The 15,258-nt window shown below is 68.8% G+C and carries 14 protein-coding genes; 6 read left to right on the top strand and 8 right to left on the bottom strand.

The features are described 5' to 3' along the window. Window positions 1–71 precede the first annotated feature (71 nt). Both AC3EO7_RS35500 and AC3EO7_RS35495 read left to right on the top strand, forming a co-directional pair. Window positions 72–314, top strand: a complete 243-nt coding sequence (locus AC3EO7_RS35500; RefSeq protein WP_435593598.1) for a type II toxin-antitoxin system prevent-host-death family antitoxin — start codon at window positions 72–74, stop codon at window positions 312–314. Beyond that, window positions 311–730, top strand: a complete 420-nt coding sequence (locus tag AC3EO7_RS35495) for a type II toxin-antitoxin system VapC family toxin (protein ID WP_435593588.1) — start codon at window positions 311–313, stop codon at window positions 728–730. Before AC3EO7_RS35500 ends, AC3EO7_RS35495 begins: the two co-directional genes overlap by 4 nt. 146 nt (window positions 731–876) lie before the next feature. On the opposite strand, the gene AC3EO7_RS35490 is transcribed toward AC3EO7_RS35495, so the two are convergent. Further along, the gene (locus AC3EO7_RS35490; RefSeq protein ID WP_435593587.1) at window positions 877–3,234 is read right to left on the bottom strand and encodes an arylsulfatase; all 2,358 of its coding nucleotides are present in this window, start codon (window positions 3,232–3,234) and stop codon (window positions 877–879) included. 168 nt (window positions 3,235–3,402) lie between these two features. Continuing rightward, entirely contained in the window at window positions 3,403–4,371 is a 969-nt protein-coding gene (locus AC3EO7_RS35485; protein WP_435593586.1) for an HAD family hydrolase, read from the bottom strand. A 252-nt stretch (window positions 4,372–4,623) separates the two neighbouring features. On the opposite strand from AC3EO7_RS35485, the gene AC3EO7_RS35480 reads away from it, so the two are divergent. The 3 genes from AC3EO7_RS35480 (at window position 4,624) to argH (ending at window position 9,001) form a co-directional block, all read left to right on the top strand. Then, window positions 4,624–5,898, top strand: coding sequence for a cation:proton antiporter (locus tag AC3EO7_RS35480; RefSeq protein ID WP_431970784.1), 1,275 nt, complete (start codon window positions 4,624–4,626; stop codon window positions 5,896–5,898). Window positions 5,899–6,175: 277 nt separating this feature from the next. Next, window positions 6,176–7,378: an argininosuccinate synthase gene (locus tag AC3EO7_RS35475; protein WP_431970785.1), complete on the top strand. Its 1,203-nt coding sequence runs from the start codon at window positions 6,176–6,178 to the stop codon at window positions 7,376–7,378. Window positions 7,379–7,579: 201 nt separating this feature from the next. After that, window positions 7,580–9,001 (top strand): argininosuccinate lyase, encoded by a 1,422-nt coding sequence (gene argH, locus AC3EO7_RS35470; protein WP_431970786.1) that lies wholly within the window; start codon window positions 7,580–7,582, stop codon window positions 8,999–9,001. 91 nt (window positions 9,002–9,092) lie between these two features. Here argH and AC3EO7_RS35465 read toward each other — a convergent pair whose 3' ends face one another. The 3 genes from AC3EO7_RS35465 to AC3EO7_RS35455 all read right to left on the bottom strand — a co-directional run bounded on the left by AC3EO7_RS35465 (window position 9,093) and on the right by AC3EO7_RS35455 (window position 11,849). After that, complete coding sequence (locus AC3EO7_RS35465) at window positions 9,093–9,647, bottom strand: Uma2 family endonuclease (RefSeq protein WP_435593585.1); 555 nt, start codon at window positions 9,645–9,647, stop codon at window positions 9,093–9,095. Between the two features lie 248 nt (window positions 9,648–9,895). Continuing rightward, window positions 9,896–10,657, bottom strand: a complete 762-nt coding sequence (locus AC3EO7_RS35460; RefSeq protein ID WP_435593584.1) for a 2-phosphosulfolactate phosphatase — start codon at window positions 10,655–10,657, stop codon at window positions 9,896–9,898. Window positions 10,658–11,177: 520 nt separating this feature from the next. Further along, window positions 11,178–11,849 carry a hypothetical protein gene (locus tag AC3EO7_RS35455; protein ID WP_435593583.1) on the bottom strand — a complete coding sequence of 224 codons (672 nt, stop codon included), beginning with the start codon at window positions 11,847–11,849 and terminating at the stop codon, window positions 11,178–11,180. 63 nt (window positions 11,850–11,912) lie between these two features. Here AC3EO7_RS35455 and AC3EO7_RS35450 point away from each other — a divergent pair, with 63 nt between their 5' ends. Next, a complete protein-coding gene (locus AC3EO7_RS35450) occupies window positions 11,913–12,236 on the top strand; it encodes a DMT family transporter (protein ID WP_431970790.1) in 324 nt (107 codons plus the stop codon). Between the two features lie 75 nt (window positions 12,237–12,311). On the opposite strand, the gene ilvA is transcribed toward AC3EO7_RS35450, so the two are convergent. From ilvA to AC3EO7_RS35435, 3 genes are all read right to left on the bottom strand, one after another. Next, window positions 12,312–13,532: a threonine ammonia-lyase gene (gene ilvA, locus AC3EO7_RS35445; protein WP_435593582.1), complete on the bottom strand. Its 1,221-nt coding sequence runs from the start codon at window positions 13,530–13,532 to the stop codon at window positions 12,312–12,314. 69 nt (window positions 13,533–13,601) lie between these two features. Beyond that, complete coding sequence (locus tag AC3EO7_RS35440; RefSeq protein WP_431970792.1) at window positions 13,602–14,780, bottom strand: serine hydrolase domain-containing protein; 1,179 nt, start codon at window positions 14,778–14,780, stop codon at window positions 13,602–13,604. Between the two features lie 94 nt (window positions 14,781–14,874). Next, the gene (locus tag AC3EO7_RS35435) at window positions 14,875–15,228 is read right to left on the bottom strand and encodes a hypothetical protein (RefSeq protein WP_431970793.1); all 354 of its coding nucleotides are present in this window, start codon (window positions 15,226–15,228) and stop codon (window positions 14,875–14,877) included. Between the last annotated feature and the right edge of the window lie 30 nt (window positions 15,229–15,258).

The following is a 15,258-nucleotide window of genomic DNA, read 5'->3' as shown; positions in this document are numbered from 1 at the left end:
CGGATGACGATCTGGCGTATCGAAGGGATATCCCCTAATGTAGGTATGTACCTACCTAGGGGATGGTGTCGATGACCACGATGAGTGCGCGTGAGTTCAACCGCGACGTCAGTGCGGCCAAGCGCGCTGCGTCCCATGGTCCTGTCATGATCACCGACCGCGGCGAAGATGCCTTCGTGCTGCTCTCGATCGAGGAGTATCGGAGGTTGCGGGCAGACAGTCAGGACCTGGTGACACGGTTGAGCATGGAGGACGACGATATCGACTTCGATCCGGCTCCGCTGCGTATCGAGCTGAAGGCGCCGACGCTGTGACGTTCCTGCTCGACACGAACGTCCTCAGTGAGCTGCGGAAATCGTCGCAGCTGGCGGATCGGTCGGTTCGGGCCTGGGTCGCGGGGCGAAGGCCATCGGAGCTGTATTTGAGCGTCATCACCGTGATGGAAATCGAGGTCGGCATCGGCCGGGTCGAACGACGTGACTCGACCCAGGGAAAGCGTCTGCGAATGTGGCTGGAGGACAAGGTGCTCGACGCATTCACGGGCCGGATTCTCGACCTGGACCTGGCAACCGCCCGCCGCGCCGCGCGGCTGCACGTGCCGGACCCTCGCCCCGAACGCGACGCCATGATTGCCGCGACGGCCAGCGAACACGGCATGACGGTTGTCACGCGAAACGTCAAGGACTTCGGCCCGATGGGCGTGCCGGTAATCGACCCATGGAATGGGTGAGTAGGACTTCGCGCGAACGGCGGTCCGCGGTCGATGCCCGGCGCCGCCGGGCTCAGGCCCGCCCGGCGGCAGCGAACACCAGCTGGGCGGGCCCGGCGCGCAAGCGGCGGGTCGGGATGACCTGGACAGGCGCCGGTCTCCCGCTGTTACTCGCGTGAGAGCATGGCGACGGCCTCGCGTTCGAGGTCGACGTACGGTTCGCCGCTGACATCGACGGCCACTCGGTGCAGGGTGCCGCCGGTGAACGCCCAGGGGAAGGTTCCGGGGTAGTCGTCGGTGACGGCCGACGCGCTGTCACGGCCCGCTTGGAGGCCCTCCCCCGCGATGCTGAACTTGCCGGGCTGGGTCCTGATCCGACCCGAGCCGACCTTGCGGTCGCCGTAGTAGAGGCTGACGGTGCCCTGCGCGGTGCCGGGCGGATCCTCGCTCTCCTTGTCGAAGGAGGCGGCGAGGATGAGGTTCTCACCGGTCGGCAGGTCCTCGCCGGCGCTGATCCGCTGCTCATTGCTGCCGAGGAAGTTGTAGACGTAATGCAGCCGGTTGTCCTTGACGTACATGGCATGTCCGCCGAACCGGCCACCGTGAGAGAACAGCACCCCGGCCGCACCGGGGCCGGGCAGGTCGACGAGCGCGCCGATCGAGTACGAGCGGTTGCGGATGTTGACCGCGACCGACTCGGGTACCTCGGCGCCACCGGGACGGTAGACGTAGCGGTTGCGCGGCGGCGCGAGCTGGGGGCGCTGGGTGGTGAGGATCTCGACGCCGGAGCGGTCGTCGAGCGGGAACGCCTGGTTGGCGCCCGCCTCGTAGAACCACAGGCCGATGAGTTCGGCGAGCTTGCCGGGTTCCTCGGCGGCGAGGTCGTGCAGCTCGGCGCGGTCCCGGTCGGTGTGATAGAGCTCCCAGGTGTCATCGGGGAAGTGGCTCCACCCGCTGAGGGTCGGGTGGGTGGTGACCGCTTTCCAGCCGTCGTGCCAGATGCCTCGGCCGCCGAGCATCGAATAGAACTGGGTGTGTTTGGCGGTCGGGATGGTGGCCGCGTCGAAGCTGTAGCGCATGCTCACCCCTTGAATCGGCGTCTGGGTGTGGCCCTTCACCGTTTCCGGGAGATCCACACCGAGGCAGTCCAGCAAGGTCGGCACCAGGTCGACGGCGTGGTGGTATTGGTCGCGGGTCTCGCCATGCGCCTTGATCCCAGCGGGCCAGGAGATGAGGCACGGGTCGCAGGTACCACCGTTGAACGAGTATCGCTTCCACATCTTGAACGGGGTGTTGAAGGCCATCGCCCACCCGTTCGGGTAGTGGTTGTAGGTCTTGGGGCTGCCCAGATCGTCCAGTTTGGCCAAGTTCTCCGTGAGGTCGTCCGGGATGCTGTTGGCCATCTTGTTCTCGTTGACCGAGCCGTCCGGGCCGCCCTCGCCGCTGGCCCCGTTGTCGGAGACCACGACGATGATGGTGTTGTCCAGCTGCTCGGTGCTCTCCAGGTAGGCGAGCAGGCGGCCGATCTGGTCATCGCAGTGGGAGAGGAAGCCCGCGTACACCTCGGCCATACGGGTGAACAGGCGCTTCTCGTCGCCGGAGAGGCTGTTCCAGGGGCGGGTGTAGTCCAGCGGCGGGAACGGCTGACCGTCGGGTCCGCTGCGGGTCTCTGGGGTGCCGATCGGGTTGAGCGGCGGCAGCTCGGTGTTCTGTGGGACCAGCCCCATCTCCTTCTGCTTTGCCAGGGTCTGCTCGCGCATCACCTCGTAGCCCGCGTCGAACCGGCCGCGGTAGCGCTCGATCCATTCGCGTGGGACGTGGTGCGGGGCGTGCGCGCAGCCCGGCGCGTAGTAGAGGAAGACGGGACGCTCGGGGGCGATCGCCTTGACGTCATCGATGTATTGGATGGCCCGATCGGTGATGTCGACGCTGAAGTGGTAGCCCTGCTCGGGCGTGGCAGGCTGCTCGGCGGGGTGATTGTCGTGCACCAGGTCCGGATACCACTGGTTGGTCTCCGCGCCGAGGAAGCCGTAGAAGCGCTCGAAACCGCGGCCGACCGGCCAGTTTTGTTTGGTGGACGCCAAGTTCATCTCGTCCTCGGCGGTCAGATGCCACTTGCCGACCATTGCCGTGCTGAAGCCCCGCTCGACGAGGATCTCGGCGAGGGTGGCGCACTCCGGCGGGATATGGCCATTGCCGCCGGGGAAGCCGACCGCGGCCTCGCTGATGCAAGCCATGCCGTTGGTGGTGTGGTTGCGGCCGGTGAGCAGGCAGGAGCGGGTCGGTGAGCACAGCGCGGTGGTGTGCCACTGGCTGTAGCGCAGCCCCTTCGCGGCGATCCGGTCGATGTTCGGTGTCTCGATCGGTCCGCCGTAACAGCCCATCGCGCCGAAACCCACGTCATCGAGCACGATGTACAGCACGTTCGGTGAACCGGGTGGGGCCTTGGGCTGTTCGTAGGGGCCCCAATCCGGGATCGAGTCGCGGATGTCGAGGTTGATCACACCGCGGAAGGGATTCGCCATGGTGTTCTCCTCATAGGTAGCCCCCCGGCTCAGAACCTAGGGAGTCGCGAATTCGATCGCCTCACCCGCGACGGGTGATAGGCGCGGGCCTCACCGAGACGGCGCATCCGGTGTCCGGTCGACGCCACCCTCCGGTATCGAGACCGAGGCGACTTCCTGTGCGACTCTTCAGAACACCGTCGCCCAGTCGTCTCTGATACTGACTACAGGCCAGCCGTTCGCGTCGGCCAGCTCGAGTGCCTGTTCGGCTCCCGCCACATAGTCGAACTCGCGGTCGGGGTCGTCGTGGCCCACCAGCATCCGTAGCGACGGCCGGTCCGGCTGACCGGTGAATTGCAGCATCGGGATGTCCCCGTTGGTGTTCCCAGCCGCCAGCAGCGGGCGCCGACCGATCCGGCTCCAGATCCGCACCGGCTTCTGCGGGCCATCGTCCAGGACATCCAGCTCGGCTTTGCGGACGACCGCGCCGGCTTCCCAGGCCAACGAGACGCTGCTGCCGATGACACGCTCGCGGGGAATGCCGTAGACCTCCCGGCTGATCGGTCGCATGAAGTCGCGGCCCCCGCCCGAGGCGATGTAGTTGGCGAACCCCTTGGCCGCCAAGAAGCCGAGCAGCTCGATCATCGGTGCATAGCCGCATGCCAGGTAAGCGCGGCCGAGGGTGGGGTGCCGGGCCGTACGCAGGAACCGATCGGCCAGGGATTCGAACTCCTCCACTGTCACACCGCTGAACGCGGCAAGCACACCGGAAGCGAGTACGCCCACCTCGCTGTCATCGCCGTGATAGTGCCTGGTGATCACGCCGCCCAGCCAGTCGTAGTTCTGTGTGTAGGCCGCCTGCCACGGCTGACGCGTGCGCAATGCCGGGTCCTGATCGGCCATGGCGACCAAGCGGCGCAGGATGAAATCGAGCTGGATGGGCATCGGCTTCTCGCACCACAGCGTGCCGTCGTTGTCGAAGACCGCGATCCGGTCCTCGGGCGGTACCGCGTCGGGCCCGCCCGTCACCCGGCCGACGAAATCCAGGATGGCCTGTTTGACGTCACCGTCACGCCAGCTTGGGAGAGGGTCGGCGGCCGAGACCGGGGTCTCGCGGTGTCCCGAGGCGTGCGCGACATCTTTCCGGTGCGCTGCCATGCACCGACTCCTTCCCTCCGTCCGACGGCTCTGCCCGCGACCCTCCCTCGATCGTGTGGCGGGCACATCACCCGCAGCGGGCGAGGCGCCCGGCGAAAGCGCGAATGATCACCTGCGCTCTCACCCTTGCCGGATGAGGAATTGCGCCGCCGCGGAGGTCAGACTCCGAGCAGAGGCCGGAGACCCTCGTCGAGCCATACCGTGGCGACAAGCTCACGAATCGGCAACCGCTGCACACACGAAGGAGGTCGCGTGGATTCCGTGGACCTCTCGACCATCGCGGTCTTGCTGCTCGCCTTCGCGATGGCCTCCCGCAGACTCTCCGTCTTCATCACACCCGCCATCTTCTTCACCACCGCCGGACTGATCGCAGGACCCGTCTTCGGACTCATCGAGCTCGACGTCGGTTCCTCGACGCTGAAGCTGCTCGTCGAGGTCACCTTGACGCTGGTGCTGTTCTCCGACGCGTCCCGGATCTCGCTGCCCCGGCTGCGCGGCGAGCACACCGTGCCGATGCGATTGCTGGCGGTCGGCCTGCCGCTGACCATCGCCGCGGGCACACTCACCGGGTTCGCGGTGCTGCCGGGCGTAGGCGTTGCCGAAGCGCTCGTGCTCGCGGTCATGGTCGCGTGCACCGACGCGGCACTCGGGCAAGCCGTGGTGACCGACGAGCGACTACCGTCCCGGATCCGGCAGGGACTCAATGTCGAGAGCGGGCTCAACGACGGACTGTGCGTGCCACTGTTCTTCATCGCCCTCGGATTGGCTCAGGCAGAAGAGGGCGCGCTCACCGCGCACGGCGCGGTCCAGATGATCCTCGAGGAGATCGGCTACGGGATCGCCGGTGGCGTCGTCGCGGGAGTGCTCGGTGCGTACACACTGCGGATCGGCTCGAAACGCGGCTGGATCGAGCCGTACTGGTTGCAGATCCTCACCGTCGCCACCGCGCTGCTGAGCGCAGGCATCGCCGTCACTCTGCACGGCAGCATGTTCATCGCCGCATTCGTCGGCGGCCTGCTCTTCGGCACGCTCCGCGGCGACGTCGGCGGGCCGGTCACCGATCTGGTCGATCAAAGCGGCGAATTTCTCGACGCCGTCACCTTCCTCGTCTTCGGCGCCGCGATCCTCGGCCCCGTCCTGGACCAGCTGACCTGGCGGCTCGCGCTGTACGCGGTACTGAGTCTGACCGTCGTACGCATGCTGCCGGTGGCGCTGTCCCTGCTCGGAACCGGAGCGCGGCGGCAGACGACGCTGTTCGTCGGGTGGTTCGGCCCGCGCGGCTTGGCCACCATCGTCTTCGGCGTGCTGCTGATCCAAGAAGCGGACCTGCTGAACGAGCAGACGCTGCTGCTCGCCGCCGTCACCACCATCGGCGTGTCCGTCTACGCCCACGGCCTGACAGCCACCCCGCTGACCAACCGCTACGTCCAGTGGTACCGATCCCATCCCGACGAACGGCAACCACGTATGGAGAGCGTGCCTGCCGCGTCGCACCGCTGGCGAACACCCCGCCGAGCGGCACGATAGGCACACGCCGGGTCGGCTGAGTACCGTTTTTCAGTGTGGCGCACGCGCACCGAGGTGGTCTGTGGGATTCGGGCGGCGGCCCAGCCGGATGCGCACCCGCCACGCCCTGCCGCGGGATCCGACCAGGGGACCCCGATTCTGAATGGGATTGCATCGTCGTGCATAATCATTTGCAGACGGGCGCGGGTCGCCTGACCTGCGCGCCGGCGCGACCGGCCGGGGCCGCCGAACGCGGCGGCCCGAGACACATCCGCACGAAACCGAGGAGCACACAGACATGTCCGAGCGCGTCGTACTCGCCTATTCCGGTGGGCTTGACACCTCCGTCGCGATCAGCTGGATCGGCAAGGAGACCGGCGCCGAGGTCGTGGCCGTCGCCATCGACCTGGGCCAGGGCGGCGAGGACATGAACGTGGTGCGTCAGCGCGCGCTGGACTGTGGCGCCGTCGAGGCGATCGTGGTCGACGCCCGCGACGAGTTCGCCGACGAGTACTGCCTGCCCACCATCCAGGCCAACGCCCTGTACATGGGTCAGTACCCGCTCGTTTCCGCCATCAGCCGGCCGCTGATCGTCAAGCACCTGGTGGAGGCGGCCAAGTTCCACGGCGCCACCACCGTCGCGCACGGTTGCACCGGCAAGGGCAACGACCAGGTGCGTTTCGAGGTCGGCATCGGCGCGCTCGCCCCCGACCTGAACGTGATCGCCCCGGTCCGCGACTACGCGTGGACCCGCGAGAAGGCCATCGCCTTCGCCGAGGAGAACAGCCTCCCGATCAACGTCACCAAGAAGTCGCCGTTCTCCATCGACCAGAACGTGTGGGGCCGCGCCGTCGAGACCGGCTTCCTCGAGGACCTGTGGAACGCGCCGACCAAGGATGTCTACGACTACACCGCGGACCCGACCGTCAACTTCGAGGCGCCGGACGAACTGATCGTCACCTTCGACAAGGGTGTTCCGGTGGCCATCGACGGCCGCCCGGTGAGCGTGCTCGAGGCGATCGTCGAGCTGAACCACCGTGCGGGCCGCCAGGGCGTCGGCCGCCTGGACATGGTCGAGGACCGCCTCGTCGGCATCAAGAGCCGCGAGATCTACGAGGCGCCCGGCGCCCTCGCGCTGATCACCGCGCACCAGGCGCTGGAGAACGTCACCATCGAGCGCGAGCTGGGCCGCTACAAGCGCCAGGTGGAGCAGCGCTGGGGCGAGCTGGCCTACGACGGCCTCTGGTTCTCCCCGCTCAAGCGCGCGCTGGATGCCTTCGTGCAGGACACCCAGCAGCACGTCTCCGGCGAGATCCGGATGGTCCTGCACGGCGGCTCCGCCGTGGTCAACGGCCGCCGCTCCGAGCAGTCGCTCTACGACTTCAACCTGGCGACCTACGACGAGGGCGACACCTTCGACCAGTCGCTGGCCAAGGGCTTCGTGCAGATCCACGGCCTGTCGTCGAAGGTCGCCGCGCGGCGCGACCTGAACCAGAAGTAGGAATCGGGCCCGGTCCCGGGTCGGTGCCCGCACCGATCCGGGATTCGGCGTGTGCCCGTACCTATCGCGCCGCCGGCCGTGGTTACGGTAGTCATCGGCGGAACCTGCCGCGCGTCCTGTCGGCAAGCGCGGCTCGCGAGCACACCCACGCACTTTCGACCGAGGAGACGGCACACCGATGACAGAGGGCGGCAGCACACCATGACACAGGGCGGCAGCACGAACACCGGGGCCCTCTGGGGCGGACGTTTCGCGTCCGGACCGGCGGAGGCGATGGCGGCGCTGAGCAAGTCGACCCACTTCGACTGGGCGCTGGCTCCCTACGACATCCGCGCGTCCAAGGCGCACGCCCGGGTGCTGCACAAGGCGGGACTGCTGTCGGAGACCGACCTCGCCGGGATGCTGACCGGGCTCGACCAGCTGGCCGCCGACGTCGCGTCCGGCGCCTTCGGCCCCGCGGAATCCGACGAGGACGTGCACGGCGCGCTCGAACGCGGGCTGATCGAGCGCGTCGGCGCCGAACTCGGCGGGCGGCTGCGCGCGGGGCGCTCGCGCAACGACCAGGTGGCGACGCTGTTCCGGATGTGGCTGCGCGACGGCGTGCGCCGGATCGCGGCGGGCGTGCTCGACGTGGTCGACGCGCTCGTCGCGCAGGCCGCCGCCCACCCGGACGCGGTGATGCCGGGCAAGACCCACTTGCAGGCCGCGCAACCGGTGCTGCTCGCGCACCACCTGCTCGCGCACGCGCATCCGCTGCTGCGCGACATCGACCGGCTCCGCGACTTCGATCGCCGGGCCGCGGTGTCGCCGTACGGGTCCGGCGCGCTGGCCGGTTCCTCGCTCGGCCTCGACCCCGAGGCGATCGCCGCCGAGCTGGATTTCGCTGCGGCCGCGGCCAATTCGATCGACGCCACCTCCGCGCGCGATTTCGCCGCAGAGGCCGCCTTCGTGCTCGCCATGATCGGCGTCGACCTGAGCCGCATGGCCGAAGAGGTGATCATCTGGAGCACACCGGAATTCGGCTACATCACGCTCGCCGACGCGTGGTCGACCGGCTCGTCGATCATGCCGCAGAAGAAGAACCCGGACGTCTCCGAGCTCACCCGCGGTAAGGCGGGGCGCCTGATCGGCAACCTCACGGGTCTGCTCGCCACCTTGAAGGCCCAGCCGCTGGCCTACAACCGCGACCTGCAAGAGGACAAGGAGCCGCTGTTCGATTCGGTGGCCCAGCTCGAGCTGCTGCTGCCCGCCATCGCGGGCCTGGTCTCCACCCTCACCTTCCACACCGACCGGATGGCCGAACTCGCCCCCGCCGGTTTCACCCTCGCCACCGACATCGCGGAATGGCTGGTGCGCCAGGGTGTTCCGTTCCGCGTCGCGCACGAGGCGGCGGGCGCCTGCGTCCGCGCCGCGGAAAGCCGCGGCGTCGGTCTCGACGAACTCACCGACGAGGAATTCGCCGCCATCGACCCGGCGCTCACCCCCCAGGTCCGCGAGGTCCTCACGGTCCAGGGCTCCATCGCCTCCCGCAACGCCCGCGGCGGCACGGCGGGCACCCAGGTCGCCGTGCAGCTCGACGAGATTCGCGCGTCGGCGGCGACAGCCCGCACCTGGCTGAACTGAGCTTGCGACCGGCGGTCGATCGGCACGCGGCCGACCGGCCGCCGGTCCGCGATAGCGGCGGGCATCCTGAGCGGGCCGCCGCCATCGCTGTTCAGAGGAAATCGGCTGTGTCGAGCTCGAAATCGAACGGGGCCGGAAGGTGTAGCGGCGCACCGAATTTGGCGACGGCCTGTTGGGTGTACTGGCCCCGTTCGGGTGCCAAGAAGACAGTTACCTCGCCGTGATGGCGGTCGACCAAGAGGTACACCGGAATCGCCGCCTGTGCGTAGGCATCGCGCTTCTCGACACGGTCGACCTCGGCATCGCGATCGCGGCCGGACGTGATCGCGAGGATCAGCACGACACCGGACGCATCCGCCCATGGCGGCTCGGCACGGAAATAGCCGCATGGCGCAACCGCTCCGTCGACTCGGGCGCGGCCCTCGCGGTACGCGGGGATGCGCAGGCCACGCTCGTGAAAGAACTCGAGTCCGGTCGAACCGACGATCTGGTTGCGAATCGTCGCGGCGAACTCGTCGTGCTCGCCGTCGGGAACGGGTACCGCGTAGATCCTTCCGTTGATCAGTTCGACCGACACCTCCTCCGACGATGCACGCTCCAGTACCTCGAACTCCGCGAGGCTCACGTCGGCGTCCTGGATACCCATGAGCCCAGGGTAACGGGGTGGTGGGCGGTCGGAGCGCGACTCGTGCCCGGCGATGGTCGCCACGGGGACTCCTCTCGATGGGGATTGTTCTGTCTCGGAGTTGGACGAGGCGCGCGGTCGGCGGGTTCCCGCCACCTGCACGACACGCGGAGTGTTCTCACGAAGAGGTCGTGTTCGGCGACGACGCCCGTGTGATCATGCCGCCAGTACGTTGTCTGCCAGCCTCGAAGGTTTCGTGTCGGAGCGGTTCAGTCGGCGGGGGCGAATGCGCCGTCGACGCGGAGCGGAACGGCTTCGCCGGCGTCCACCTCACCGGCGATGGTGACGTCTTCGGCGAAGCCTCCATCGCGGAGTTCGCGACCGGACGAGCACTCCGCCAGGGCGGCGGCGATATCACTGGTGGCTTCGAAAGCTGCTCTGGCGATGGCCGATTCGGGTGACAGCGGTCCCGCGCCTGCGGCCTCCAACGCGGAGATGACGGCTCCGGCCCCCAGTAGGTCTTCGATGCTCGGTCGCAACGTGCCGCGTCCAGGCCACCGTTCACCTGCGGCTATCACGGCGACCGGCTGATCCACTGTGCCCCAACCCTGTCGGCGGATCCATCGGGCGACCGCGGACGCGTTGCGCAGCGATGCGGCGAGCACTGGAATCCCGGTGACGGCGGCGGAAATGGCCGAACCGTTGGGAGAAGGGAGGACCAGTCGCGGCACCGGTGGGGCGAGGCGCAGCGCCGTGGGCGATAGTGACCACGGCCGCTGCTCGGTGACTGCGCGGCGGCCGACGGCGAGCACCGCGTCATGGGCTGCGGCGAAGGCCGCCGCGCGCTCGTCGCGCCGGCGAAACGGATAGACCCGAGTGCCCGCGTCGACCGCGACGCTGACCGACGTGGTGAACGACAGCACGTCGACGACCACCACACACGCACTCCTCGGCGCCAGCGCGACCGCCCCCGCCTCACCCCATTCGCAGCGCACACCGAAGCACTGCTGCCCGAACCATTCCTCTCCCACCACCGAACGTTCATATCAGAGATCCACGGTGGGCACCGTACGGCCGCAGCTGTCCGCACCTGGCTGAACTGAACGGAGGCCCGGCTGATCGCCCCGATCGTGCGAAGCCCGCGACCGACTGGTCGCTCGACGGCGCGGATCGATCGTGCGGGCCCCGCAATCTGGGGTCAACCTGGCGTGCCGTGCGTCCGGAAAGGCGCAGTCTCGCCGGGCCCGGCTCGCGATCAGCGAGACGAGGCGCAGCAGCTGAGCGGCCAGACCGGGAATCGCATCGGGACCGCGGAGCCGACCGGCTTGGTAGGTGAGTAGTTCGTGCCCCGCACTCGGAGATCCACCTGGCGTGCCGGCGGCCGCGCCGTCGCTCAGTGGGCTCGGCTCTCGATCAGGGAAGCGAGGTGCGGCAGGGGAGCGGCTAGATCGGGAATCGCGTCGAGATCGTCGAGCCGACCGGTTCGGTAGGTGAGCAGTTCGTGCCCACAGTTGGTCGTCCATCCGGCGCGTCGTGCGGCTGCGCTGTCGCTCAGCAGGCTCGGCTCTCGATCAGGGAGGCGAGGTGCAGCAAGGGAGCGGCCAGGTCGGAGATCGCGTCGGGATCCTCGAGCCAACCGGTTCGGTAGGTGAGCAGCTCGTGCCCCGCGAGGCTCCAGCGGGGAATGACGCCCGCGAGGTGGGCGGCGATGACCGGGGGGCCGACGAGCAGGCGAGCATAGTTCGCGTCGACGGCCATCACCCGGAAGCGATCGTCGAATTCGCGGTGGCCGGTCGTGATGGGCGCGTCGCAGAACAGCGCGCTTCCGGGCTGGGAGAGCGCCGCGACATCGACGACGGCGACCGGAGGATAGGGGCGTTCCAGCAGCATCGCCACCACGACGTACCGGTGGGTGGTGGTGGAGACGATCTCGCCGGTCCAGGCGTTGGTCTGGAAGCAGTAGTCGGCGACCGTGACCTGGCGCCCGCCGAGCTCACCGGTGAGCGTCACGCCGAGCCCTTCGGGATCGTGGCCGGGCAGCCGCGCCGTCCACGACTCGTGCGGAGAGTGCGCGAACCGCCACCCGTGCCGCGTCGCCCACTGATCGAACTTCTGACCAGCAGCCCGCCTGGTACGCGCGCGCAGCGGCAGCAATACCCCGAAACCCGCCGTCAGCAGCACGGCGACGAACACGATGAGACCGATCCGGAACGCTTCCACCACAGGTCATCACATCCCTCGGACGACGGATCTCCCCATTGTCCGCCGAATCACTAGGCTGCCGCCATGACCTTGCTGTTGCTCGCCCTGGCGATCGCGTCCGAGGTGACCGCGACCGTCTCCCTGAAGTTCTCCGAGGGATTCACCAAGCTCGTCCCCTCCATCGTGGTCGTCATCGGGTACGGCGCGGCGTTCTTCTTCCTCTCCCAGGCGCTGAAGCGTGGCATGCCCATCGGCGTCGCCTACGGCATCTGGTCCGCGGTCGGCGTCGCCGCCATCGCCGTCATCGGCGTCCTCTTCCTGAACGAACGACTCACCCTCACCCAAATCGGCGGCATCGCCCTCGTCATCCTCGGCGTCCTGGCCCTCGAACTCGGCGGCGCCCACTGACCTCGCAGTACTCGCCGACGCTTCGCAGCGCCTACCCCCGCTGCGGAGTGTGCGAACGCTCTGCGACCGGGCGGGTCAGTCCTGAACGCGCACTGTGTAACCCGCGTCGGTGAGGGCGCCGAGGACGGCGTTGCGGTGGGCCGGGCCGCGGGTCTCGAGGGTGAGCGCGACTTCGACTTCGTCGACGGCGAGCCAGGTACCGGTGCGGGAGTGCACCACGTCGACCACGCTCGCGCCTGTTTCGCCGATCACGGTGAGCAGCCGGGAGAGTCCGCCGGGGCGATCCGAGATCGTCACGCGCAGCGCGAGATAGCGGCCGGCGGCGCTCAGACCGTGGTTGACGATCCGGGTCAGCAGCAGCGGATCGATGTTGCCGCCGGAGAGCACCGCGCAGACCGGTCCGCGCAGGTCGAGTTCGGTTGGGGCGTAACTCATCAGCGCGGCGACGGCGGCCGCGCCCGCCGGTTCCACGATCAGCTTCGCACGTTCCAGGCAGAGCAGCAGCGCCTCGGACAGCGACTCCTCGTCGACGGTGACGATGCGCGGCGCGTACGCGGCGACGTGCGCGAACGGCACCTCACCCGGCAGGCCCACCGCGATGCCGTCGGCCATGGTCGACATCCGCTCCGCCCGTACCGGTTTGCCCGCCGCCAGCGAATCCGGCCATGCCGCGGCCTCGGCCGCCTGCACGCCGATCACCCGCACCTCCGGCGCCAGCCGGTGCAGGGCTATCGTGATCCCGGCGAGCAGTCCGCCGCCGCCGGTCGGCACGAGCACCGTGCCCACCCGCGGGAGTTGCTCCAGAATCTCCAGTCCCACCGTCGCCTGTCCGGCCACGATATCCGGGTGGTCGAAAGGATGGATCAGCGTCGCCCCGGTCCGCGCAGCGAAATCCAGTGCGGCGTCCAGTGATTCGTCGATGGTCTCGCCGACCTGCCGCACCTGCGCGCCATAGGCCTTGGTGGCGGCCAGTTTCGGCAGCGAAGCGCCGATCGGCATGAACACCGTGCTCTCGATGCCGAGTGTGGCGGCCGCCCAAGCGACGCCCTGCGCGTGATTGCCCGCACTGGCCGCGACGACACCGCGGGCCCGGTCCGCCGACGGCAGGTTCGCGATCCGGTTGTAGGCGCCCCGCGGCTTGAACGAGCCTGTCCGCTGGAGGTTCTCGCATTTCAGCCAGACATCCGCGCCCGCACGCTCGGACAGCACCCGCGAGGCCACCACCGGCGTGCGCCGGATCACCGGCGCCAGCAGCGCCGCGGCCGATTCGACCCGCTCCAGCCCGATCAGATCCATGGGCTCATGCTGCCATCACGGGCGGATACGTCCCACGACTTCGCACGGTATCGGGCAGCCGAGGCGCGCTCAGTTAGCTTTCTTCGCGAGATTGTGGGCCAGTGCGCCGAGCCGGGCCAGGCGTGCGTCGCCGAGCGGGGTGAGCTTGCCGCCGAGCCGGTTGGTGACGAACCCGAGCGACATTCCGGTGGACGGGTCCGCGAAGGCACCCGAACCGCCGAGCCCGAAATGGCCGAACGCCGAGATCGGCGCGGCTTTGGAGGGCATCATCGGCACGCCGTGGAAACCGAGACCCCACGGGATGCGGAAGGCGAGCACGTAGTCGGGCGTGAAGACTTGACGCTCCCGCATCTGATCGATGGTCTCCGCGCCGAGCAGCCGGTAGCCGTCGAGGCTGCCGCCGATCGCCAGCGCGCCGTACAGCCTGGCCAGCGCCCGCGCCGAGAAGACCCCGTTCACGCCCGGCATCACCGAATCGTGCAGCCGCGGATCCTCCATCAGCTCGGCGAAACCGCTCGGCGTCGTGTCCACGGCGGCGGCGAGGCGGCGGCTGCGCCCCATGATCCGCGCGCCGAGCTCCCAGCTCATCCCGGCGACCGTCAGTTTCGGGAAGTTGACGGCGATGCGCGTCCGCTCGGATTCCGGTACGCGGAACCACAGTTCCTCGGCGCCGAGCGGTTCGGCGATCTCGGTGCGCAGCAGGTCGGTGAAATCCGCACCCGCGACACGCTGGACCAGCTCGGCGACCAGGTGACCGAAGCTGATGCCGTGATAACCGCTGGTCGTGCGGTGCCGGGGATCGGGCGTGGCGGCGGCGAGCGCCGCGGTGACCGCGGCGTCGTCGAAGAAGCGCTCCGGCGGGCCGGGCAGCAGATTGCGCAGCCGGTGCAGGCCTGCGCGGTGACTCAGCAGCGCGCGCACGGTGATGTGTTCCTTGCCCGCCGCGGCGAATTCGGGCCAGTACTCGGCGACGGCGTGGTCGTAGTCGAGCAGTCCGCGTTCGGCGAGACGATGCAGCAGCGTGGCGGCGACGCCCTTGCCGGTGGAGTACGCCACGGCCAGGGTGTCGTGCTGCCACGGCAGACCCGGTCGCGCGAACCCGGCCCAGACGTCGACCACCGGCTCGCCGTGCAGGTAGACCGTCAGCGCGCCACCGCCGTCGCTCGGACTACGGAAGAGCCGGTCGAATTCGGCGACCAGGCCGACGAAGCGACGATCCACGAACTGCGTTGTCGGAGGTGTCGGCATCGAAGGTTCCTTTTCTGTCCCTCTCAGACTAGAGGCGGACAGATTCGACCCCGCCGGTTCCCGGCCTCGGGAACCGGCGGGGGAGAGGGGAACGTCAGGCCGCCAGGGCGGCGGTGCGCAGCGCGCGGAGGGTGTGGGCGGGTTCGGCGACATCGATGACGAGCCGGGTGAACTCGGAGCCCCTGAGCTCGACGCGCACGCCGCTGCCGTCGAAGCGGGTGTCCCAGAACTCCTTGCGGCCCTTGCCCCGGAAGGTGCCCGCCGCGATCACGCCGGGGAAGAAGGTGCCCGGCGCCCGCACCCACGGCGGCCGCAGGTCGACCTCCGCCGGGGCGACTTCGATGACGTCGCGCAGGTCGAAGGTGAGCTGGTCGCGCAGTGCCAGCAGTTTGTGCCCGCCCTGCACCCGGACCGTCACCGTCGTTCCCGTGACCTCGATCTCCACCATCGCGCACCTCGCAATCGCCCCCCGGACTTT

It is taken from the genome of Nocardia sp. bgisy118, assembly GCF_057708605.1.
The sequence above is the reverse complement of the archived record's forward strand: the minus strand, read 5'-3'. Positions and strand labels throughout refer to the sequence as shown.